Annotated in this window: 18 protein-coding genes; 13 read left to right on the top strand and 5 right to left on the bottom strand. The window is 73.3% G+C overall.

Annotation, left to right across the window (positions count from 1 at the left end):
• Positions 1-4 precede the first annotated feature (4 nt).
• Complete coding sequence (locus BS72_RS10060; RefSeq protein WP_037909882.1) at positions 5-865, bottom strand: carbohydrate ABC transporter permease; 861 nt, start codon at positions 863-865, stop codon at positions 5-7.
• Positions 866-965: 100 nt separating this feature from the next.
• On the bottom strand, positions 966-1,967 hold the full coding sequence (locus BS72_RS10055; RefSeq protein ID WP_232792306.1) for an ABC transporter permease: 1,002 nt from the start codon (positions 1,965-1,967) through the stop codon (positions 966-968).
• Positions 1,968-2,450: 483 nt separating this feature from the next.
• Between BS72_RS10055 and BS72_RS10050 the strand changes: the two genes are divergently transcribed.
• From BS72_RS10050 to BS72_RS10040, 3 genes are all read left to right on the top strand, one after another.
• Positions 2,451-3,437 (top strand): hydroxyacid dehydrogenase, encoded by a 987-nt coding sequence (locus BS72_RS10050; protein WP_051951012.1) that lies wholly within the window; start codon positions 2,451-2,453, stop codon positions 3,435-3,437.
• Positions 3,438-3,532: 95 nt separating this feature from the next.
• Entirely contained in the window at positions 3,533-4,696 is a 1,164-nt protein-coding gene (locus BS72_RS10045; RefSeq protein WP_078901198.1) for a LacI family DNA-binding transcriptional regulator, read from the top strand.
• A gap of 374 nt (positions 4,697-5,070) precedes the next feature.
• Positions 5,071-7,074, top strand: coding sequence for a DUF2264 domain-containing protein (locus tag BS72_RS10040; protein WP_037908781.1), 2,004 nt, complete (start codon positions 5,071-5,073; stop codon positions 7,072-7,074).
• 134 nt (positions 7,075-7,208) lie between these two features.
• On the opposite strand, the gene BS72_RS10035 is transcribed toward BS72_RS10040, so the two are convergent.
• On the bottom strand, positions 7,209-8,117 hold the full coding sequence (locus BS72_RS10035) for a DUF6924 domain-containing protein (protein ID WP_232792305.1): 909 nt from the start codon (positions 8,115-8,117) through the stop codon (positions 7,209-7,211).
• Between the two features lie 382 nt (positions 8,118-8,499).
• Between BS72_RS10035 and BS72_RS33855 the strand changes: the two genes are divergently transcribed.
• The 9 genes from BS72_RS33855 to BS72_RS10000 all read left to right on the top strand — a co-directional run bounded on the left by BS72_RS33855 (position 8,500) and on the right by BS72_RS10000 (position 14,653).
• Positions 8,500-8,790 carry a hypothetical protein gene (locus BS72_RS33855; RefSeq protein ID WP_051950892.1) on the top strand — a complete coding sequence of 97 codons (291 nt, stop codon included), beginning with the start codon at positions 8,500-8,502 and terminating at the stop codon, positions 8,788-8,790.
• A 15-nt stretch (positions 8,791-8,805) separates the two neighbouring features.
• Positions 8,806-8,997 (top strand): hypothetical protein, encoded by a 192-nt coding sequence (locus BS72_RS33850; RefSeq protein WP_051950891.1) that lies wholly within the window; start codon positions 8,806-8,808, stop codon positions 8,995-8,997.
• Between the two features lie 289 nt (positions 8,998-9,286).
• The gene (tdh, locus tag BS72_RS10025) at positions 9,287-10,315 is read left to right on the top strand and encodes an L-threonine 3-dehydrogenase (RefSeq protein WP_037908776.1); all 1,029 of its coding nucleotides are present in this window, start codon (positions 9,287-9,289) and stop codon (positions 10,313-10,315) included.
• 125 nt (positions 10,316-10,440) lie between these two features.
• On the top strand, positions 10,441-11,628 hold the full coding sequence (locus BS72_RS10020; RefSeq protein ID WP_037908774.1) for a glycine C-acetyltransferase: 1,188 nt from the start codon (positions 10,441-10,443) through the stop codon (positions 11,626-11,628).
• A 26-nt stretch (positions 11,629-11,654) separates the two neighbouring features.
• On the top strand, positions 11,655-12,587 hold the full coding sequence (locus tag BS72_RS10015) for a LysR family transcriptional regulator (protein WP_051950890.1): 933 nt from the start codon (positions 11,655-11,657) through the stop codon (positions 12,585-12,587).
• Between the two features lie 303 nt (positions 12,588-12,890).
• The gene (locus tag BS72_RS10010; RefSeq protein WP_037909873.1) at positions 12,891-13,535 is read left to right on the top strand and encodes a maleylpyruvate isomerase N-terminal domain-containing protein; all 645 of its coding nucleotides are present in this window, start codon (positions 12,891-12,893) and stop codon (positions 13,533-13,535) included.
• Between the two features lie 146 nt (positions 13,536-13,681).
• On the top strand, positions 13,682-13,981 hold the full coding sequence (locus BS72_RS38010; protein WP_037908771.1) for a substrate-binding domain-containing protein: 300 nt from the start codon (positions 13,682-13,684) through the stop codon (positions 13,979-13,981).
• Positions 13,978-14,136 (top strand): hypothetical protein, encoded by a 159-nt coding sequence (locus BS72_RS38005; protein ID WP_232792304.1) that lies wholly within the window; start codon positions 13,978-13,980, stop codon positions 14,134-14,136. Before BS72_RS38010 ends, BS72_RS38005 begins: the two co-directional genes overlap by 4 nt.
• Positions 14,137-14,197: 61 nt before the next feature.
• Positions 14,198-14,653 carry a GNAT family N-acetyltransferase gene (locus BS72_RS10000; RefSeq protein ID WP_037908769.1) on the top strand — a complete coding sequence of 152 codons (456 nt, stop codon included), beginning with the start codon at positions 14,198-14,200 and terminating at the stop codon, positions 14,651-14,653.
• A gap of 96 nt (positions 14,654-14,749) precedes the next feature.
• Here BS72_RS10000 and BS72_RS09995 read toward each other — a convergent pair whose 3' ends face one another.
• Together BS72_RS09995 and BS72_RS09990 are read right to left on the bottom strand one after the other, a co-directional pair.
• Positions 14,750-15,475 carry a 5-formyltetrahydrofolate cyclo-ligase gene (locus tag BS72_RS09995; protein ID WP_037908767.1) on the bottom strand — a complete coding sequence of 242 codons (726 nt, stop codon included), beginning with the start codon at positions 15,473-15,475 and terminating at the stop codon, positions 14,750-14,752.
• Positions 15,476-15,563: 88 nt separating this feature from the next.
• Positions 15,564-19,757, bottom strand: coding sequence for a beta-galactosidase (locus BS72_RS09990; RefSeq protein ID WP_037908765.1), 4,194 nt, complete (start codon positions 19,755-19,757; stop codon positions 15,564-15,566).
• A gap of 549 nt (positions 19,758-20,306) precedes the next feature.
• On the opposite strand from BS72_RS09990, the gene BS72_RS09985 reads away from it, so the two are divergent.
• Positions 20,307-21,977, top strand: a complete 1,671-nt coding sequence (locus BS72_RS09985) for an ATP-binding protein (RefSeq protein ID WP_037908763.1) — start codon at positions 20,307-20,309, stop codon at positions 21,975-21,977.
• The last annotated feature ends 12 nt before the right edge of the window (positions 21,978-21,989 follow it).

The raw sequence follows: 21,989 nt of genomic DNA, 5'->3' as shown, positions 1-21,989 counted from the left end.
GACGTCAGCCCTTGACGGCGCCGGTGAGGACGCCCTTGGTGAAGAAGCGCTGGAGGAAGGGGTAGACGAGGAGGATCGGCACCACGGCGACGACCAGCACCGCCATCTGCACCGCCTCCTGCGGTGCGACGGCCTCGCCGGAGGCGGCGCTGCCCAGCCCCTGCCCCTGGAGGACGTAGGTGCGCAGCACCATCGGCAGCGGCCACTTGTCCGGGTCGCCGAGGTACAGCAGGGCGTTGAAGAAGGCGTTCCAGTAGGTGACGGCGTAGAAGAGGCTGACGACGGCGATGACGGCCTTCGACAGCGGGAGCACCACGCGGACGAGGATGCGCAGGTCGCCGGCGCCGTCGACGCGGGCCGCGTCGTACAGCTCACCGGGGAGGTTCATGAAGAAGGCGCGCAGGACGACCAGGTTGAAGGCGCTGACCAGGGTGGGCAGCACGAGGGAGGCGTAGGTGTCGTACATCCCCAGGTTCTTGACGAGCAGGAAGTTGGGGATGATGCCGGCGTTGAAGAGCATGGTGAACAGCGCCGTCATGAGGATGGCCCGCGAGCCGGTGACCTCCGGACGGGACAGCCCGTACGCCATGCAGACGGTGACCAGGAGGCTGCCGGCCGTGCCGATCACGGTGACACCGACGCTGACCAGCAGCGCGCGGGTCACCACGCCCCCGGTGAAGACCGTCCGGTACGCCTCCAGCGTCGGGTGGTGCGGCCACAGGACGAGGCCGTCGGCGTGGATGATGTCGGTCTGCGAGGCGAGGCTGGTGCCGATCACGCCCAGCAGCGGGTAGGCCACGGCGGCTACCACCAGGACCAGCACCAGGGCCTTCGCCCCCTGGCCGAACCGGGTCGGCCGCTCCATCCAGGGCGGCCGGGTGTCCCGGGAGCGAGCCGGCCGGGTCCGCCGCGGCAGCACCCGCCCGCGTCCCCGCACCGCCGCCGTGCCGTCGTGTGTCGTGTGCTCAGCGGTCAGCACCGCGGTACACCCCCTCATGGCCCAGCCGGTGGGCGAACTTGTTGGCGCCGAGGACCAGGGCCGTGCCGACGGCGGCCTTCACCAGTCCGACGGCGGCCGCCGCGCCCCAGTCGTTGTCGCGGATGCCGTGGAAGTAGACGTACGTGTCGAGCACCTCGCCCGCGTCCGGCCCGACCGCGTCGCGCTGGAGCAGCACCTGTTCGAAGCCGACGGACAGGAAGTTGCCGAGGTTGAGGATGAGCAGCAGCACGATCACCGGGGAGATCCCCGGCAGCGTCACGTGCCACAGCCGCCGCCAGCGGCCGGCCCCGTCCATCGCGGCGGACTCGAAGAGCTGGCGGTCGATGGACAGCAGGGCGGCGAGGACGATGATCGTGCCCCACCCGGAGTCCTTCCAGATGAGCTCCAGGGTCAGCAGCCACGGGAAGGCGTGCGGGTCGGTGGTCATGTCGTAGCGCGGCAGCCCCATCCCGGCCAGCGCCTTGGGCACCAGCCCCGCGCCGCCCAGCACCTGCTGGAAGATCGAGACGATGATGACCCAGCCGATGAAGTGCGGCAGGTAGACGACGCTCTGCACGAACCGCCGGACCCGGTCGCCGGTGACGCTGTGCAGCAGCAGCGCCAGCGCGATGGGCACGGGGAAGTAGAACACCATCTGGACGAGGGCGATCTCGACCGTGTTGCGGGTCGCCGACCAGAAGGCCGGCTGCGCGAAGGCCGCGCTGAAGTTGTGCAGGCCGACCCAGGCGCTGTGGGTGTAGCCGAGGTAGGGCTGGTAGTCCTGGAAGGCCACCACGTAGCCGAGCAGCGGCACGTAGTGGAAGACGACGAAGTACAGCAGGCCGGGCAGGGTGAGCAGCAGCATCACCTTGTCCCGTCGGAGCCGCTGCCGCAGCGTGAGGCGGTGCACCGCCGGCAGGGGGCGGGACGGCGGGCCGTGCTCGGCACGGGCCGCCGGTGGGGCCGGCGCGGAAGCGGATTCAGCCATGGGCGGTCCTGTTCGGCAGGTGTCAGCTGGGGTCAGCGGGGGTCAGCGGGCATCGACGGTTGTCTACGGGTGTGGCAACGGGTGCGGCTACGGGTGTCGGCAGGCGTCCGTGGGCAACGGCGGGCGCCGGGAGGCGTCCGCCGTGGGAGCGATCCCCGGGAAAGGACGTCTTCTGCCGCGGCAGGCTAGTAATCGCTTACCTTCAACGTCAATACATCGCAAGCAACGTCCATGTTTCCCATCCGGACATCGGGGGCCCCGTGGAACGGACTCCCCCCAGGTCAGCGCCAGTTTGCCGCAACCGTAAGGAACTTCGACAACGCATCGGGCAGTTGACGCGGCATCACGAAGCTCCTAGCCTCCCGGCATCAGACAGTACGCGCTTACCATCACGGAGGTACGGTGCACATCACCGACGAGGCGCCCGCCCCGGACGAAGGCGCCGTCGCGGCGCCCGCGCGGCGGCCCCGCACGGCGGTCGCGATGGACGCCTCGCTCGTCGAGGAGGTCTTCCCGCCCCAGGTCCGGGCCCGGATGGAGCAGACGGCCGAGGTGTGGCCGGCCGGGGTGCTGGAGGACTTCGACTCCCCCGACGCAGTGGACGCCCTGCGCACCGCGGAGGTGCTGGTCACCGGCTGGGGCTGCCCGCCCCTGGACGCGGCCGTGCTCGGCCGGGCGCCCCGGCTGCGGGCGGTGCTGCACGCGGCGGGGACGGTGAAGACGTTCCTGTCCCCCGGTGTCTTCGAGCGCGGCATCGCCGTGTCCTCGGCGGCGGAGGCGAACGCCGTGCCGGTCGCGGAGTTCACCCTCGCCGCGATCGTGCTGGGCGCCAAGCGCGCGCTGCCGCTGGCCCGCCTCTACGGCCGGCGCCGCACCCAGCGCACCGCCGCCGACCTGGCGCGGCCGGCCTGGATGGGCGCGCACGGCCTGACCGTCGGCCTGGTGGGCGCCTCCCGGACCGGCCGCCGGGTGGCCGAACTGCTGCGCACGCTCGACGTGGAGGTCCTGTTCTACGACCCCTACACCGCCGAAGCCGACATCCAGGCCCTGGGCGCCCGGCAGGTCGACCTCGACACGCTCGTCGCCACCTCGGACGTGGTGAGCGTGCACGCCCCCGCCACCGCCGAGACCCGGCACCTGATCGACGCGCACCGGTTGGAGCTGATGCGGCCGGGCACCCTCGTGGTCAACACCGCCCGCGGCTCCCTGGTGGACACCGAGGCCCTCACCGCGCACCTGGTCTCCGGCCGGCTGGACGCGGTACTGGACGTCACCGACCCGGAACCGCTGCCCCCGGACCACCCGCTCTGGGACCTGCCGAACGTGTGGCTCACCCCCCACCTGGCCGGTGCCCTCGGCAACGAGAGCGCCCGGCTGGGGGCCCTGGTCGTGGACGAGTTGGAGCGGTTCGCGGCCGGTGAGCCGCTGCGCCACCCGGTGCTGTGGCCCGACTGGGACCGCACGGCGTGATCCACGCCGCGGCGGCGCCGGAGGGCCATAGGCTGCCCCGGCAGCATGCCGGTCAGCGCCGACCGCAATCCGACCAGGGAAGGGCCTCCCGCCTCATGGCACGCCAGACCACGCCGCGCCGGAACACGACACCGGGCGCGTCGGGAACTCCGAGCCCGCCGGGCACTCCGAACACGCCGGGCGCCCCCGCTGTTCCGCGCCGCGCCACCGTCGCCGACGTCGCGCGGGTGGCCGAGGTCTCCACGGCGACCGTCTCCCGGGTGATGAACGGCAACTACCCGGTGGCCGCGGCCACCCGGCGGCGGGTCGAGGACGCCGTCCGCTCGCTCGGCTACGTGGTGAACGCCCAGGCCCGGGCGCTGGCGGGGGTCTCCACCCGAACGGTCGGCATCGTGGTGGGCGATCTCGTGGACCCGTTCTACGCCTACATCGCGCGCGGCATGGAACGCGAGGCGACCGAGGGCGGCCGGCTGTGCCTGGTGTGCTCGGCACAGGGCGACCCGCGCCGCGAACTGGCCTTCGTGGAACTGCTGCACGAGCGACGCGCCGAGGCCGTGGTGGTGGTCGGCGGCAGCGTCCCGGACCGCGACTACAACGCCGAACTGGCCCGGCGCGCCTACGACCTGGCCTCCGACGGCAGCCGGCTGGTGCTGTGCGGACGGCCGGGCCTGGGCGCCGACGTGCCGACCGCGTCCGTCGAGTACGACAACGAGGGTGGCGCGTTCGCGATCACCGACCACCTCATCACCCAGGGGCACCGCCGCATCCTCTACCTGGGCGGGCCGCCCCGGCTGTCCACCACCCGCGACCGGCTGGCCGGGCACCGGCGGGCGCTGGAGCTGCGGGGGGTGCCGCACGATCCGCGGCTGGAGCAGACGGGTGCCTTCGCCCGGGCCTTCGGCTACCGCCGGATGGCCGAACTGCTCGGCACGGACCTGGACTTCACCGCCGTGTTCGCCGCCAACGACATCGTGGCCGCCGGTGCCGCCCAGGCGCTGGAGGAGGCCGGCGTGCGGGTGCCGCGCGACATCTCCCTGGTCGGGTACGACGACGTGCCCGTGGCGCACGAGATGCGGCCGCGGCTCACCACCGTCCACGTGCCGCTGGAGGAGATGGGGCGAGCCGCCGTCCGGATCGCGGTCGGCCAGGACGACAAGGACGACTGGCGCGAGACGGTCGGCAGGGCGGTCCGGCTCGGCACGCACATCGTCGTCCGCGACTCGGTGGCGCCGCCGCGCAGGGCCGCCGGGAGGAGCTGACCCCGGCGGGGCGGGCGAGGGGCGGCGGCGGGTTCGACGGGCACGGCGGGGAGAGCGGGGACGGGCTCGACGGGCTCCGCTGGGGCCGGCGGGACGGTCTCCACGCGCCGCGCGCAGTACGCGCTTACCCTTCCTGCCGGCCTGCTGCCGTCACTGTCGCCGTGCTCGCCGTCCTGCCAGTGCCTGGTCCGGCCCCGGCTGCCCCCTCCAGGGCTGTCTCCGCAGTCACCGCTTACCGTCCCCGTCCGTCCCCGTCCGTCCCGGGACGCGAAAGCGTCCTCGCGAACGCGCCCCCGCACCATCCCTTCCCCGCCACCTTGCCGTTCCGCGGTCCAGCACCGCTCCCCCGCCCGTCGTCCTCTGGGAGGTTCACCATGGTCCCGCCGTTCCTCCGGCTCCCGCCCACCGACCGCGTCACCTCGTCCCGCACCGGCTGGACGCGGGCGCACTGGGAGGCGGTGGCCGACCGGATGCTCGACGGAGTCGCGCCCTACGCCACGCCGGGCGGCGCGCAGTACCGGCTGCCCGGCCGCGGCTCGTGGTCGGGCGTCGTCCTCGACGGCCTGGAGGGCTACGCGCGCACCTTCCTGCTCGCAGCCTTCCGTATCGCGGGCGCGGGCGGCACCGGGGAGGAGGCCGAGCGGCTGGCCGAGCGGTACGCCCGGGGCCTGGCCGCCGGCACCGATCCGGCCTCGCCGGAGGCGTGGCCCGCGCTGACCGACTGCTCGCAGCAGATGGTGGAGGCGGCGTCGATCGCCGTCGCGCTGCACGAGACCCGCCCGTGGATCTGGGACCGGCTGGAGCAGCCGGTGCGCGAACGGGTGGCCGGATGGCTCTCCGGCTTCGTCGGCGGCCGCACATGGGACAACAACTGGCGTCTGTTCCAGGTGGTTTCGGAGCAGTTCCTCGCCTCGGTGGGGGCGCCGTTCCGGCAGGCGGACATCGACGCGGGCCTGGACCGCCTGGAGGACTGGTACGTCGGCGACGGCTGGTACACCGACGGCGACGGCCGCAACTTCGACTACTACGGAGGCTGGGCGCTGCACCTGTACCCGCTGCTGTGGGCGCGGATCGCCGGACCGGCCGGGGAGGAGCGGGCGGCGGTGTACCGGCGCCGGCTCGCGGCGTTCCTGGCCGACTACCCGCACTTCTTCGGCGCCGACGGGGCGCCCGTCCACCAGGGGCGGTCGCTGGCCTACCGGTTCGCGGCGCTCGCCCCGGTGTGGCTGGGCGCGCTCGCCGGCTGCTCCCCGCTGGCCCCGGGCCTGACCCGGCGCCTCGCCTCCGGCACGCTGCGGCACTTCGTCGAGCGCGGGGTGCCGGACGAGCGGGGGCTGCTGCCGCTGGGCTGGTACGGCACCCACCTGCCCGCCACCCAGCCGTACTCCGGGCCGGCCTCGCCGTACTGGGCGAGCAAGGGGTTCCTCGGGCTGCTGCTGCCGCCGGACCACCCGGTGTGGACGGCCCGCGAGGAGCCGCTGCCGGTGGAGTCGGGCGACACGGCCGTAGCGCTGCGCGCCCCCAACTGGCTGCTGCACGGCACCCGGCACGACGGGATCGTCCGCCTGGTCAACCACGGCAGCGACCACAACCCTCCGTCCGGCCCGGGCCAGGACGACCCGCACTACGCCAAGTTCGGCTACTCCACGGCCACCGCGCCCGAGAGCGCCGAACCCGCCTGGCGCCGCACCGTCGACGGCCACTTCGCGCTTCTCGGGCCCGACGGCACGCCCTCGCGCCGGCTGCGCGTCGAGCCGCTGGGCACCTGCACGCCGACCTCGGCGGCCTCCCGCTACGAGGTGCCGGCGGCTGGGGACGGCCGGCCTGCCACCGTGGAGACGACCAGCGTCCTGCACGGCCCGTGGGAGATACGCGTGCACCGCGTCGACGGCCCCCACCTGGGCGTGCGCGAGGGCGGATACGCGGTGGCCGGCGCGGAGCCGCCGCATGCCGAGCACGGTCCGGGCCGGTCCCTGTGCCGTACGGAGACCGGCCTGACCAGCGTGGTCGCCGCGCTGTACGGCTGGCAGCCGGCGCCGGAGGGGACCTCCGCCCCGGGGCGGGGCCCGGGTGCGGCTGAGGGGGCTGGCGGCTCGGAGCCCGCCCCGGAGGTCCGAGCCGCCACCGGCTCAGCCGTGGCCCGCGAGGTCCACGCGAACGCCTTCGGCCCGCACTCGGCCACCCCGTACCTGACCGCCCCGCCCTCCACGGCGCCGTCCTCCTGCTACGTCACCCTGGTCGTACTGACCCGCGACACCTGCGACCCGGTCGCCCTCCGGTCGGCCGTCAGCTGCGATCCCGTCGACGCGACGGCCACGCCGGCTGCCAGGTCCACGGTCCGCCTCCGCTTCCCGGACAGCCACACGGTGGAGGTGTGAGCCCGGCGGACCGGGCGTCACGGAGAGACGAGGGTCCCCCACACGGATACGCCCGGCCGGAGGCGAACTCGCCGGCAAGTCACCGCCGTTCGACGTAGGGCGGACGGCGGACGGCCGCTTGTCATGACGGCACGTCAGGTCTGCTCCCACCACGGCTCGACGCCCTCCTCGGCGACGAACTCGTAGAAGTCCATGTTGCCGATGTCCAGGTTGCACACCAGTGAACCGACGTGGCGGCTCGGCAGGACCGCCGCCTGCCCCGGGGTGGCGTGCAGGTCGACGGCGGTGAGCGGTCGGCCCGGGTCGGTGAAGGTTCGGTTGTCCGCGAGCACCACCAGCGTCACGTGGTCCCCGGGCGGGACCAGTGCCGGGACCTGGCCGGGGTGGAGGCCCTCGAAGGCCCGGTCGTCGACGACCAGCGCCTCCAGCGGGAAGTCCTCGTCGTCGAACTCGTCCGGGTCCAGGTCCAGGTCCGCGCCGATCCTGCCCTTCGCGTCGGTCCCGCCCAGTTCGTCGAGGAGGGCGCTCCACCCCGGGTCGTCCTCGAAGGAGGTGCGGACCAGCAGAACCCCGGGGACGGCGGGCAGGGCGGGGAAGGAGCGCCGCCGCGGCGCCGGCGGTGCGGGCAGGGCCGGCCGGCCGCCGTCCCCCTGGTACACACCGCACCGGTCCATCTCCCGCACCAGGTCGTCGAAGACGAGCCGGCCCGCCGACAGGTCGGCCAGGACCTCCCCGAGCCGGTCCGACAGCACGCGGACGCCGCGCCCGGGCACTGTCACCAGATCGACCAGCAGCGGGCCGCCCGCGCCGTACACCGCCATGATGTCGGCGAGGACCGCTACCGGCGGCACCCCGCCGTCGGGGACGAGCGCCGGAACGTTCCCACCGGACAGGCCGTCCCACTCGGCGTCCTCCACCGGCCGTACCCGCGCCACGCCGTCCCCGAGGACGAGGACGTCGCCCTCCTGGCGAGCCCCGATCTCGTGCAGCACCCCGCCCCATACGGCCCCGCCGTCCGCGTAGCACGCACAGAGCAGCAGCACCTCGCCAGGCACCGGCCGGGGAAGCCCACCATGGGACACGAATCCTCCAAGGGTCTGATCACGCGACTGTCGGGGAGCAACGGTAACGCGGCTCCTGGCCGATTGAGTTGACCGCCCGCAGCCAGGGGCAGGGCCGGCTTCCCCTACCCGCTCCGGACGCCGCTTCCCGCGTGCGGCGCCGACGGCCGGGCCAGAATGCCGCCATGCCCATCACCACCGGCACCTCGACGGCCCAGCCCGCCCTGCCGGCACCCGCCCTACCGACACCCGAACCCGCCGGGTACCGACACGCCACGACCCGGTCGCACCCGCGGCGCGGCACACCCGCCCGTCGGACCGGAGACCGGGCAGGCGCACCGGCGCGATCTCAGGGGCAGCGGTCGTGAACCCCCGGCTCCCGTACCAGGAGGACGAAGAGGACGAGCCGCCCGAGCACCGGCGGTTCGCCGCCCGTCTCCGGGCGCTGGACGTGGTCCGCGACGAGGAGGAGTTCGACCTGGTCGCCTCGGTCCTCACCGACCCCGACCCGGCCGTGGCGACGTCCGCGATCGTCCGGCATCTCGACCGGCGGGCCGCGAGCCTGCTCGAAGGTCCGGAGTGGACGGCGTGGGCGGCGGCCCTGGCCGAGGTGGTCGGCGCGCGGCCCTTTCTGGCCCAACGGCTTGCTGAATAGGCCCTGTTCAGGGCGGTGACCCTTGCGCTGCCGTGGACGCCGGACGAGGTGGGCGAGGCGTCCGACTGGCTGCAACGCAGGATCGCCGAGCGCTCGGACGTCCGCGCCGCCCTCGCCGCCCTGGCCGAGACCGGCCGCACCCGCCGGGTCCGCAACACCGCCGGATCACGCCTCGCCCGCCTCACCCGCCGCCGCGACCACGCCTGACCCGGGTCCGCCCCCGCCGGAGCAGGCAGGAGTACGGCGGTTCCGGAGGGTGCCACCCCCTCGGACCTGCGCACGGCCGCGACAGCCCCCGGGCCGCGCCAGCAGCCGGAGGCGGCCCGGAGCCGGTCGGAGCGGCGGCGGCCTGAAGGAGAACTGCGGGCGGGGTTAAGAAAACGTCGATGGACGAGGCGGCCCCTCCTGGGGCAGATTGCAGGGACAAGTCCCCCTTTCCCTCGGGCGGTGCGTCGCGCCGTGCCGTCGGCACCCCCTACCGTCAGGAGCTTCGGTCATGCAGGCGCTGGTCAAGGAGCGAGCCGAACCGGGTCTGTGGCTCACGGACGTGCCGGAGCCGGCCGTAGGCCCCGGGGACGTGCTGGTGAAGGTGCTCCGGACCGGTATCTGCGGCACCGACCTGCACATCCGCTCCTGGGACGCGTGGGCGCGGGGCGCGGTGCGCACCCCCGTCGTGGTGGGGCACGAGTTCGCCGGCGAGGTCGTCGAGATCGGGCGCGACGTCACCACCATCGCGGTCGGCGACCTGGTGAGCGGCGAGGGCCACCTGGTGTGCGGGCGCTGCCGCAACTGCCTGGCCGGCCGCCGCCACCTGTGCCGTTCGACGGTGGGCCTGGGCATCGGGATCAACGGCGCGTTCGCGCAGTACGTGGCCATGCCGGCCGGGAACGTGTGGGTGCACCGCACGCCCGTCGACCTCGACGTGGCGGCGATCTTCGACCCGTTCGGCAACGCCGTGCACACCGCGCTGTCCTTCCCGCTGGTGGGTGAGGACGTGCTGATCACCGGCGCCGGCCCGATCGGCCTGATGGCCGCGGCGGTGGCCCGGCACGCCGGCGCCCGCAACGTGGTGGTGACCGACGTCAGCGAGGAGCGCCTGGAGCTGGCCCGCGGCCTCGGGGTGAGCCTGGCGCTGAACGTGTCCGAGGCCGGCATCGCGGACGGGCAGCGGATGCTGGGGCTGCGCGAGGGCTTCGACGTGGGCCTGGAGATGTCCGGGCAGCCGGCCGCGCTGCGCGACATGATCGCGAACATGACGCACGGCGGCCGCATCGCGATGCTGGGCCTGGCGGCGGAGGAGTTCGCCGTCGACTGGAGCCGCGTCGTCACCTCCATGCTCACCCTCAAGGGCGTGTACGGGCGGGAGATGTTCGAGACCTGGTACTCGATGTCGGTGCTGCTCGAAGGCGGCCTGGACCTCTCCCCCGTGATCACCGGCCGCTACGGCTACCAGGAGCACGAGGCGGCGTTCGCCGAGGCCGCGTCCGGCCGCGGCGGCAAGGTCGTCCTCGACTGGACCGCCTGACCCCTCCCCCCTCTCCGCCTCCGCGTAGCGGCGTCCGTTCCGGCCGGGGAGCCCGCGCTCCCGTACCCCGCCGACCGCCCCGCCTCGCCCCGCACCGCCCCACGAACAGAATCCGGAGCCCCGCCATGTTCGACGCCGTCCGATCCGACCTGCGCGCGACCCTCGACGAGATCAGCGCCGCGGGTCTGCACAAGCCCGAGCGCGTCATCGACACCCCGCAGTCCGCGTCCGTCCGGGTCGCGGGCGGCGAGGCGGACGTCCTGAACTTCTGCGCCAACAACTACCTCGGGCTCGCCGACGACCCGCGCGTGGTGGCGGCGGCGAAGGACGCGCTGGACCGGTGGGGCTACGGCATGGCGTCGGTGCGCTTCATCTGCGGCACGCAGTCGGTGCACAAGGAGCTGGAGGACCGGCTGTCGGCGTTCCTCGGGCAGGAGGACACGATCCTCTACTCGTCCTGCTTCGACGCCAACGGCGGCGTGTTCGAGACGCTGCTCGGCGAGGAGGACGCGGTGATCTCCGACGCCCTCAACCACGCCTCGATCATCGACGGCATCCGCCTGTCGAAGGCCCGCCGGCTGCGGTACGCCAACCGTGACATGGCCGACCTGGAGCAGCGGCTGAAGGAGGCCGCGGGCGCCCGGCGCACCCTGATCGTCACCGACGGCGTCTTCTCGATGGACGGCTACGTGGCGCCGCTGCGGGAGATCTGCGACCTGGCGGACCGGTACGGCGCGATGGTCATGGTCGACGACTCGCACGCGGTGGGCTTCGTCGGCGCGGGCGGGCGCGGCACGCCGGAGCTGCACGGGGTGACGGACCGGGTGGACATTCTCACCGGCACCCTCGGCAAGGCGCTGGGCGGCGCGTCCGGCGGGTACGTGGCCGCGCGGACGGAGATCGTGGAGCTGCTGCGGCAGCGCTCGCGGCCGTACCTGTTCTCCAACTCCCTCGCGCCGGTGATCGCCTCCGCGTCGCTGACCGTGCTGGACCTGCTGGAGTCTGCGGCCGGACCGCGCGAGCGGCTGGCGGAGAACACCGCGCGGTTCCGCGGGCGCATGGCGGAGGAGGGCTTCGAGGTGCTGCCGGGCGACCACCCGATCGTCCCGGTGATGATCGGCGACGCCGCCGAGGCCGGGCGGATGGCCGACCTGCTGCTGGAGGAGGGCGTGTACGCGGTGGGCTTCTCCTTCCCCGTGGTCCCGCGCGGCCAGGCCCGTATCCGGGTGCAGATCTCGGCCGCGCACACGATCGAGGACGTCGACAAGGCGGTCGCCGCCTTCGTCGCGGCGAGGGCCGGTCTGAGTCGCTGACCTGCTGGTTTACGATAGCGGGTGCGATGATTGACACGAGGCGCCTGCACACGCTGCGCGCGGTCGCCGACCACGGGACGGTGACCGCGGCGGCGGCGGCGCTCTTCGTGACCCCGTCGGCGGTCTCCCAGCAGCTCAACTCGCTGGAGCAGGAGACCGGCCACCGGCTGGTGGAGCGCGGCGCCCGGGGGGTGCGGCTGACCCCGGCCGGCGAGATCCTGCTGGGCCACACCAACGCGGTGCTGGCGCAGCTGGAGCGGGCGGAGGCGGATCTCGCCGCGTACGGCTCGGGGGCCACCGGCACGGTCACCGTCGCGTCGTTCGCCACGGGGATAGCCCTGGTCGTCGCCCCGGCGGTGGCGCACTGCGGGCGGACCGCGCCGGGCATCACCATCCAGGTGCGGGACTCCGAGGGGGACGCCAGCCTGCCCATGGTGCTGTCCCGGCAGGTGGACGTCGCGGTGGCCGTCGAGTACCGGGGCGCCCCGGCCGACGACCCCCGGCTGACGCACGTGTCGCTCTACGCCGAGCCCTTCGACGCGGTGGTGCCCGCCTCGCACCGGCTGGCCGGGGCGGAGTCGGTGCCGCTCGCGGAGCTGGCCCGCGACACGTGGGTGGGCCCCTTCCCGGGCAACCCGTGCCACGACGTGGTGGTGATCGCCTGCGAGGCGGCCGGCTTCCAGCCCCGCTACGCCCACTCCTCGGACGACTTCCGCGCGGTCGTCGCGCTCGCCGCGGCGGGCGCGGGCGTGGCCCTGGTCCCCCGCTCGGCGCTGCGCGGCATGGACCTGGCGGGCGTCGCCGTCCGCCCGCTGCACGCGGTGGCCCCCACCCGCCGGGTCTTCGCGGCCGTCCGCCGCGGCGCGGAGGACCACCCGCTGATCCGCCCTGTCCTCGGCGCCCTCGGCGCAGCCGCCCGCACCTGGGATCCCGCACCGTCGGAGCCCTCAGCGGGCTGACCTCGCTGTTTCCCCCCCCGCATCGCCTGCCGGGCCGCCAGACCCCCGCCCCGTCGCACCGGCCCCGCCCGAGGGCGGACGCCGGGGGGTCCTGCCTGAGCCTCTCCCTTGAGGTCGCCCGTGGGGTCGTCCGCGAGGTCGCCCGTGGGGTCGTCCGCGGACCGGTCGGCCGGGCGAAGGACGGGGCTCGGGCTCAGCGACCGGGCCACCCGGGGCGAACATCGGCATTCCACATATTGGACACATGGATCACCATGTGGACGCCTCCGTCGTTGCGGACGTCCTGTGGCCACAATGCCGGGCATGACGACGACCGAGATACGGAACTCCTACGTGCTGGCCGCCGAGCAGGCCGTACGACTCCTGGCGGAAGGGGAGGTGGCGCTCCACTGGCAGAAGGAGTCGGTGCTGCCGGGGATGTCGGTGGGCGGACTGGCCGGCCACCTCGCGCGCAGCATCCTGCAGGTCGAATGGTTCCTCGACGGCCGGGTGGTCGGCGCGGAACCCGTGACACCCGTGCACTACTACGCCCGGCTCAAGGGCACGTGCACACCCGACTCCGCACTCAACGTCGGCGTACGTGCGCGCAGCGAGGAGACCGCCGCGGCCGGTCCCGCCGCCGTGGCCGAGCAGGCGCGGGGCGCATGGCAGCGGCTGTCCGAGCGGCTCACGTGGGAGCCGGCCGACCGACGGGTGGCCGTCCTCCACCGTCCGGGGGAGGAAATGCTCCTCGACGGATACCTCCGGACACGCTGCGTGGAGCTGGCGGTCCATCTTGAGGACCTGGCGCTGAGCGTGGGCGCCCGCACCCCCGTCCCCGAAGCAGCGCTCGCCGTCGCGATCGACGTGCTCGTCGCGGCCGCCCGCGAACGGCACGGCGATCAGGCCGTGTTGCACGCTCTGACCAGGCGTGAGCGTGACGTCGACCACGCCTTGCGCGTGCTGTAGGCAGCCTCCGCCTCCGTCCGTGAAGGCCGAGGAGGGCCTCGCGGCCGACGCATGAGGCAGGAATCCGGAGGTGGACCAGACCGACGGCGAACCCGTGCGGGAGGGCGAGCTCATCATGCGCGGGGCCAGGGGCCCTCTTCGACGGGGTGCTCCTCAGCCCGCTCTCCCTGGCCCCCGCCGACCTCGCCCGGCGGGACGCCACCAGCCCGCTGGTACTGCTCGGCGAGCGCGTCGCCGAGAGCCCCTGCGGCCCCACGCCGCCATCGACGACGCGGCCGCCACCGCCACCGGCCACCGGCCACCGGCTGGACCTCGGCGTCATCCGGACCCTGCTGACCCGCGGGGTGCGCGTCCCCCAGGACATCGCGGTGGCCGGGTTCGACGACATCGAGGTCGGCCGCCACAGACCCCGCCGCTCACCACGATCGCCCCGGACAAGGCGATGATCGCCGAACCGGTAGTCCACCGCCTGATGGCCCGCCTCGGCGACGAGGCCGACGCCGCCTCCGCCGAGCTGTGGGCCCCGCACCACCTGGCGGTCCGTGAAGGCACCCTCGGCACCGGAACCGGCACCGGCTGCCGCGCGGTGCGCACCGGGTGAGCCCGGCCGGGGGCGGGCAGTCACGTTGTCCGGAGCTGCGCCAGGGTGGTATATCCGCGCAATGACGACTGAACACCCCGCCGGCCTGGCCGTGACCACCACCGGAGAGCGTGACGCGGAGCTCAGCGACCGGCTGGCCAAGGAGCTGACCGCCTTCAACTCGGCCGCCACGGGGGCCTCCGACCGCGGCACGATCTCGATCAGGGTCACCGACGCCACGGGTGGACTGATCGGCGGGCTCACCGCTTGGACGTGGGGCGGTCTCTGCGGTGTCGACATGCTGTGGGTCCGCGAGGACAGCCGCGGGCACGGGTGGGGAAGCCGGATCCTCGAAGCAGCCGAGGCGGAGGCGGTTCGACGCGGTTGCGACCGCGCCACGGTCTCGTCCACCACCTTCCAGGCCCCGGCCTTCTACCAGCGCCACGGTTACGTCGAGACCGGTCGGACCCTGGGGATACCAGGAGGGCACGACTACGTGCACATGTTCAAGCGTCTGACCGACGCGGAAGGCTCCTGACACCTGGACGGGCCGGTCGCGGCCCCGGACACCACTCGGCCCCGTGTACCCGGGAGGAGCACGGCGAGGCCGATACCGGCAGCGCGTTCCGGGCGGTCAGACCGTACGGCGCGGGTCACGCGCGGCCAGCACCGGGATGGCCGCGATCTTCTCCGGCGTGAGGTCGTCCCACACCAGGCCGGTCGGCCGCCGCCGGTTGCCGCAGGCGATCACCTCGTCCGGCGTGACGATGTAGTCCACGCTGAAGTCGTGCCCTGTCTCGGGGATGTCGTCCTCGATCACCTGTAGCGGATGGACGGGCGCGACGATCACCGTGTCCTCCGTCACGAGTCCGGCCTCGGTGAGGAGGGCGACCTCCAGGTCGGAGTAGCCCGCCCCCTTGCCGATGCGAGCCCCGGAGCGGTTCACGGCGACGCTTCCGCAGACCACCACGTCGACGGGGCGCATCTCCTCCACCCCGACACGGCGACCCACGCGAGCGGCGCCCCTCTTGTCCGCCGCCTCGGCCAAGGGGATGGTCAGCGTGTGCGGGTCGAGCACGAAGAACGGCTGCGGGCCCGCCATCCGGGGCACAGCCGTGTAGAGGAGTTTCCCCTTCTCCAACGCCGCTCGCCGAACCGGCAGTTGGGCCCGGTCAGGATTCGCCTTGACGGTGGCCGCCCTACGCCACCCGTCCACCTCCTCCAGCCGCTCCGCTGTCCGCTGGGCGCCGTGGAAGCCGGGAATCTTCCCGTACGAGTCGGCCGGCGCCCCGCCGGCGTCGATGAGCCCGCGCCACACCCGGTCCCGCAGAGCCTGCTTGGCCTGATCGATGTCGCTCACGTGTCCACCTGTGTCCAGGGCCTGCTGGCGCCGGCGGCCGGCGTCCCCTCGTGGGAGGGGGCGCCGGCCGCCGGACGGGGGTGAGGGGTCAGGCGCAGGTGAGGGTGGGGTTGACCCAGTCCGCGTGGTCGTTGCCGTTGCCGTCGCCGCCGTCGCCGACGTTCAGGTCGAGGACCTGGCCGCCGGTGACGGGGACGTCGATGGTGACGGAGTGGGAACTGCCGCGCAGCACCGGCGTGGTGACCAGCGTCTTGCCGTCGAGCAGGACGCTGAACGTGGAGCTGCCGGGGTCGCCGTGGTCGATGCCGACCGTGGCGGTGAACCGGCTGCACTTGGCGTCGAGGTAGATCTGCACGTCGCTGGGCGAGTTGGTGCCCAGGCCCTTGGCGTAGACGGTGCCGTCGAGGGTGAGCGGGGTGCCGTCGTCGGCCGCGGTGTTCCCGACGCTCTGGTCGCGTTCGACCGGGCCCCAGCCGTTGGTGGACGAGAGCCAGTCGAGGTCGCTGACCTGGTCGGTGCCGGCGGGCGGCGGGGACGGGACGGCGGTGGTGATCCGCTCGTCGGACGGGTGGACGGCGCGGCCCAGCTGGTACAGGGTCGCGGTGGCCGTGAGGGCGCTGGCCTTGGCGGGCTTGGCCGGGGCGGTGACGGTCCATGTGAAGGCCGTCGAGTGCCCGGGCAGGACCAGCAGGGTGGCCGGCGGGGTGGACTTGGCGCTGACGGTCCAGCCGTCGGGCGCGGCCAGGTGGGCGGTGACCAGGGCGGCGGCGGGCTTCCCGGCCGGGACGCTGACCGTGGCGGTGGCCGTGAAGGTGGCCGAGCCCTCGGTGGAGCCGGGGGTGTCGAGCCTGACCGTGGAGGTGGCCGGCGCCGGCATGGCGTAGCGGACCGGGTCGTAGCCGGGGCTGGTGTTCTGGTGGACGGTCAGCGACGAGGCGTAGGAACCGTAGTCGACGAGGCTCACCGTGCCGAGGCCGCCGGTGGAGCCGTCGAGGTTCCACACCGCGATGGAGATGGTGTTGCGGCCGTGCGGGTTCAGTACACCGTTGGGCACGGGGAAGCTGTGCTGCGGGCCGAGGTAGTTGACGTAGTTGCCCATGTCCCAGCCGTTGACGTAGATCTCGGCGCGGTACTGGCGGGACGGGTCGTCGGCGATGTTGACGCCGATCGAGGTGTCCTGTCCCTGCGGCAGGTCCAGGTTCGCCGTGGTGGTGTACCAGGACACGCCCGGGGTGGTGCTGGTGGCGGGCAGGGTGACCGGCTTCCACTTCGAGGTGTCGTAGCCGGGCAGCATCCAGCCGGCGCGCTCGCCGTACAGGCCGCCGCTGCTGAGCTCACCGCGCACCGGGTCGGCCAGGTTGGCGCCGTCGCGGGCGCCCTGGAGGCGCCAGGTGACGGTGCCCAGCGGGTTCCCGACGAGGTTCGCGCCGGTCAGGCCGCGGGCGGCCTTGCTGCCGTTGGACTCGTTGTAGTCCTCTTCGTGGCCCATATTGACGGTGAGGACGGAGATGACGTTGTCGGCGCCGGTCTTCACCGATCCCGCGGGGAAGGTGTAGGTCTTCTGGCCGTCCTTGGTGGCGCTGCCGAGGAAGGTGCCGTTGAGCCACACGGAGGAGGCCGCGGCGCCGCCGCCGCTCTGCGCGCTCAGGGTGATGCCGGTCTCCTTGCCGGTGCCGGTGAAGCGGCCCCGGTACCAGGTGCTGCCGGTGTGGAAGCCGTAGTCGTCGGCGAAGAGGACGGGCAGGGAGCCGGGCGTGGTGGTGCTGTTGGAGGTCGTCTTGTCGGCGACCGGCCAGCTGGAGTCGTCGAAGCCGGGCTGCGCCTCCGGGGACTCCTGCTCCTGCTTCCAGCCGGTGAGCGCCGGCAGGGTGATCTTCGCCGCGTTGGGCGCGGTGCCGGTGCGGCTGCCGTCGGCGGTGGCCCGGGTGGTGACCGCCTTGCCGTTCCAGGTGACGGAGGACGCGGCGGTGAACACCTCGAAGGAGCCGTCGGTGCCGATGTCGCCGGTCAGGTCGAGCCGGCTGCCGTGGACGGCGGCGCCGCGCAGCAGGTGGGTGCCGCGGACCAGGACGGGTCCGGCGGAGGTGTCCTGCTCCCAGAAGGTCTTGGCGGTGTCGGTGTCGGCCAGCAGGAGCAGCAGCGGGCTGCCTCCGCCGTTGATCGTCACCCGGATCAGGCCGTTGTGCTGGTAGTCGAGGCGCAGGTCGCCGGTGGCCGGGTCCCAGTGGGTGGTGACGGTGCCGCCGGTGGCGGTGACCTTCGGCTCGGCGGCGTAGTGCAGGACGGTCTCGCCGTCGGTGCCGTGGTCGCCGTAGAGGACGGCGGTCTGCCGGCCGCCGATGGCGGCGTCGGTCATGACCTCGGAGGTGCTGTAGCGCATGAGGTTGCCGCCGCCGAGCTGGTAGTCGGCGGTGATGATCTTCGACTCGCGGCCGTTGAGGTCGAGCGAGGTGCCCGGCTGCTGCGGCACGGTGTAGACGGGCGCGGAGGCGGGGCTGCCGGTGGCCACGTCGATCGCGTCGATGGTCACGAAGGTGCCCTGTGCGGCGGAGTCCTTCTGGCCGGTCGGGACGATCTTCAGGGTGTGCGGGCCGTCGCTGAGGCCGCTGGCGCGGTAGGCCGCGTACTGGCTCTGCTTGGTGGCCGCGTACAGGTCGACGGTGGCGGTCTTCGTGCCGTCGAGGTAGACGTCGGCGGTGCCGTGGTTGCTGTCGAGGTTGCTGATCCAGGTCACGCCGGTGCCGGTGAAGTCGACGGTGGCGCTGTCGCCGGCGGTGGAGCTGAACGACTCGGTGTGCTGGTAGTCGCCGCCGGTGTAGCTCTGCTCGGCGCCGACGTGCGACCAGGAGCCGCTGTAGGCGACGGCCGCGTCGGCGTCGTCGTAGGTGTAGCCGCTGTGCGCGCCCAGGTCGATGGTGACGTGGGCGGTGTCGTCGCTGGTGGCGGTGGAGTCGGTGTGCCGCACGACGTGGAACTGGGTGCCGGTGTCGGGGTTGCGGCGGGCGGTGTCGGTGACCTTCGCGTTGTCCGTGGGGGTGCTGGGCAGCGCGTCGGTCTTCGTCAGAGGTGCCGTGGACTGGGTGAAGTAGCCGATGAGCTTGTCCTCGTCGTACTTCGGGTCCAGCTGCCGGGTCTCGCGGATCGCGGCGCCGTAGTCGTACGAGGTGTAGTTCTCCGGCTCGCCCAGCCAGCCCCAGTTGGTGCCGCCGTAGGTCATGTAGAAGCTCTGCGAGGTGGCGCCGACGGCGATGTTCTGCTTGTAGAAGACGTCCGCGAACTGGTCGTTGATCAGCTGCGCGCACTTGTCGTAACCGGGGCCGCCCCATGGGTCGAAGGCGCCGCCCTGGTACTCGGCCGTCTCCAGGGGCTTTCCGGCCACATGATCATAACTGAGGTCGGGAACGCCGTTCCACTTGGTGGGGTTGGAGCAGTTGAAGCCCTGCGGGTAGGAGTCGGCGCCGTCCACGTCCAGCGCGGCGTCGCCGGAGTTGAAGGTACCGTTGTTGTTGCCGACCAGCGGTACGGTGATGCCGTCGGCGGTCGCCTTGTCCTCAAGGTGCTTCATGTAGGTGCGGCCCGCGGCGGTCCCGTTGTAGTACTCGTTCTCGACCTGGTAGTCGAGCACCGAGCCGGTACCGTTGGTCAGTTGGTGGCGGGCGATGATCCGGTCGATCTGGGTCTGCCACTGGTCGCTGTACTTCAGGTACTCGGGGTCGCTGGTGCGGGTGCTGCCCGCGGTGGTGTCCAGCCAGTCGGGGAAGCCGCCGCCGTCCACCTCGGCGTTGATGTAGGGGCCGGGGCGGGCTATGACGTAGATGCCGAGCTGGTCGGCCATGTCCAGCAGCTTGTCGACGTCGCGGACGCCGGTGAAGTCGTAGACGCCGGGCGCGGGCGAGTGGTAGCCCCAGTCGAAGTACAGGGAGACGGCGTTGAAGCCGGCCGCCTTCATCTTCTGCAGGGTGTCGTACCACAGGTCCTGGCTCGGCAGCCGGAAGTAGTGGAACTCCCCCGACCAGACGTAGAGGCGCTTGCCGTCGACCATGTACGAGTAGCCGTCGTAGGTCACCTTGTGCGGGCTGCCGGTGGGGATGGCGTCCTGGGCGGGGGCCTGCGTGGGCTCGGAGCCGGCGGCCTGCTGGGTCGCCGCCTCCGGGGCGCGCCGAGGCGGCGTGGCGCCGGCCGCGGCGCCCGCGCCGAGGCCGAGGCCGACGGCGAGGGCGGCGGCCGCGCAGGTCGCGGTCAGCCGGTGCGCGAGTCTTCGATGGGATCGGGGGTCTGCCATGCCTTGCCTCCACGTCGGCCACGGGAGCGCGCGGCTCCCGGCCGCACGCGGCCCGGTGCCGTCAACAGGACTCGCGGCTCCGCTTGTTGGTATCTGTGTGAATCGGTCGATTGGCGTCCGGAAGTGTGGCACTGCCCCCGGGTGAACGCAACGGTTCGCGCAAACATCGACCCCCTGGACCCCATGGAGGCCGGCCGGCAGGGTCACGCCGGCGTCCGGGTCGCTCCGGGTCGCCCCGGGCCGTACGGGACGCACAGGTGTGCCCGTCCTGCCCGCCATGACCGAATTGCGGTCGGTGCGGTTGAGCATCGTGGTGTGCATGTGCGGGCCGTGGCAGAAGCATATGCAGACCGCCTAGTCGGCCCCGCGGAAGGCATCGGAGGGGCCGGGGCGCCTGTACCGCAAGAGGTCTCGGAGCGTCGAGCGGCTCGCAACCGGTTCCCACGAGCGGGTGATTGAAGGAGCCCCGTGGTCAACTCCCACGTCTGCGGGCCGTTATGCTCCGCCCATCGTCATAAGATCGTCTCTTCAGATGGCTTGAGGGTGCTGATGGTCCGCGAGCAATCGCCGCCCGGAATCGTACGTTTCGCGACCTCGCGTGTGTGGCTCCTGCCCGCCGTTGTCGTCGCTGTCGCCACACTCGTCCTGGTCTGCCTCGTCCCGACCTCGGCCCGCGCGCCCGTCGGCCTGGTGGGCGTGGCGGCTGTGGTGGCTGTTGTCGCCTGTGGCATCTCGGTGAGCAGAGGACGCCGCATCGCCCGGCTGGAGGAGGCTCTGGCCCTGCGGGACGCGGCCTTGATCCAGCAGGAGGCGGCCACCGTCCGGCTGGCCGACGAGCTGCTGCCCGAGGCCATGGAGCGGATGCGCAAGGGCGACTTCCAGGAGGACGTCCTCAGCTCCCTCGCCGTGGGCGGCGAGGGGCCGGGCCTGACGGCCGAGTTCCAGGCCGCCCACCGCGCGGTGCTGACCTCGGTGCTCGACGCGGTCAGCGCCGAGGAGGACCTGCGCGAGTCGGCGCAGCGGGCGTTCGTCAACATCGCCCGCCGTATCCAGGCGTTCGTCCACCAGCAGGCGCAGGAACTGCGCGAGATGGAGGACCGGCACGGCCAGGCCCCGCAGGTCTTCGGCGACCTGCTGCGCATCGACCACGGAAACGCGCTCATCGGCCGTCTGGCGGCCACCATCGCCGTCCTCGGCGGCGCCCGGCCCGGCCACCAGTGGCGCAAGCCGGTACCGCTGTACAGCGTGCTGCGCGGCGCGATGGGCCAGATCATCCCCTACCAGCGGGTGGACCTGCACTCGGTCTCCGAGGTCGCCGTCGTCGGCCCGGCCGTCGGACCGCTCATCCACGCGCTCGCCGAGCTGCTGGACAACGCCACCAGCTACTCCCCGCCGCACACCCGTGTCCACCTGACCACGGTGGAGGTCCAGTCGGGCATCGCCATCGAGATCGAGGACGGCGGGGTCAGCATGAGCGAGGAGGCCCGCAAGCGGGCCGAGAAGATGCTCCACCAGGCCCAGCAGGGCATCGACGTCGCCGACCTCGGCGAGACCCCGCGCCTCGGCCTGTCCGCGGTCGGCAAGCTCGCCCGCGCCAACGACTTCTCCGTCAGCCTGCGCGCCTCCGCGTACGGCGGGGTGCGGGCCGTCCTGGTGGTGCCGCAGAAGCTGATCACCAGCACCACGGCGGTCGGCGGGATGGCGCTCGCGCACGGCATCGGATCGTTCTCCGGGCCGCGCGACATCGTCACCGCGGACGCCCCGGCGCACCGCCCGGTGACCGGCCCGATCGTCGAGGGCGTCGAGGGCGGCGAGGACGAGGAGTCCACGGCCGCCGCCGCCGAGCGGCTGGCCAGCGGTCTGCCGCAGCGCCGCCGCCGCGTCCCCCGTGAGCAGTCCGGGCGGCACGCGGCCGAGTCGGCCGCCGCCCAGACGGCGCCGATCCCGGCCCAGGCTCCGGCCCCGGCGCGGCAGCCCCGGCAGGAGGCCGCGCCCGCAGCGGCCGCGCCGCAGCCGGGCGAGTGGCTGGCGGCGTTCACCGGAACGGCCGGCGGCACGGCGGCCACGCCCGCGGGTAGCGCGGCAGACACGTCAACGGGTAACGGCAACGGCAGCAGCGCCGGCGGCCGGCACGGGTCCGGCGGTGCCGGCGACCCGGCGGCCGACCGCAGTGCGCACGACACCTCGTCCGGAGACGCCGGCAAGGGGGAGCAGCAGTGATTCAGCACGCCA

This window comes from Actinacidiphila yeochonensis CN732 (assembly GCF_000745345.1).
Classification (GTDB): Bacteria; Actinomycetota; Actinomycetes; order Streptomycetales; family Streptomycetaceae; genus Actinacidiphila; species Actinacidiphila yeochonensis.
The sequence above is the reverse complement of the archived record's forward strand: the minus strand, read 5'-3'. Positions and strand labels throughout refer to the sequence as shown.

Coding starts and splice junctions, on each gene's coding strand:
- BS72_RS10060 (WP_037909882.1), bottom strand. CDS start 865: ATGGAGCGGCCGACCCGGTTCGGCCAGGGGGCGAAGGCCCTGGTGCTG.
- BS72_RS10055 (WP_232792306.1), bottom strand. CDS start 1,967: ATGGCTGAATCCGCTTCCGCGCCGGCCCCACCGGCGGCCCGTGCCGAG.
- BS72_RS10050 (WP_051951012.1), top strand. CDS start 2,451: ATGGACGCCTCGCTCGTCGAGGAGGTCTTCCCGCCCCAGGTCCGGGCC.
- BS72_RS10045 (WP_078901198.1), top strand. CDS start 3,533: ATGGCACGCCAGACCACGCCGCGCCGGAACACGACACCGGGCGCGTCG.
- BS72_RS10040 (WP_037908781.1), top strand. CDS start 5,071: ATGGTCCCGCCGTTCCTCCGGCTCCCGCCCACCGACCGCGTCACCTCG.
- tdh (WP_037908776.1), top strand. CDS start 9,287: ATGCAGGCGCTGGTCAAGGAGCGAGCCGAACCGGGTCTGTGGCTCACG.
- BS72_RS10020 (WP_037908774.1), top strand. CDS start 10,441: ATGTTCGACGCCGTCCGATCCGACCTGCGCGCGACCCTCGACGAGATC.
- BS72_RS10015 (WP_051950890.1), top strand. CDS start 11,655: ATGATTGACACGAGGCGCCTGCACACGCTGCGCGCGGTCGCCGACCAC.
- BS72_RS10010 (WP_037909873.1), top strand. CDS start 12,891: ATGACGACGACCGAGATACGGAACTCCTACGTGCTGGCCGCCGAGCAG.
- BS72_RS38005 (WP_232792304.1), top strand. CDS start 13,978: ATGATCGCCGAACCGGTAGTCCACCGCCTGATGGCCCGCCTCGGCGAC.
- BS72_RS10000 (WP_037908769.1), top strand. CDS start 14,198: ATGACGACTGAACACCCCGCCGGCCTGGCCGTGACCACCACCGGAGAG.
- BS72_RS09990 (WP_037908765.1), bottom strand. CDS start 19,757: ATGGCAGACCCCCGATCCCATCGAAGACTCGCGCACCGGCTGACCGCG.
- BS72_RS09985 (WP_037908763.1), top strand. CDS start 20,307: ATGGTCCGCGAGCAATCGCCGCCCGGAATCGTACGTTTCGCGACCTCG.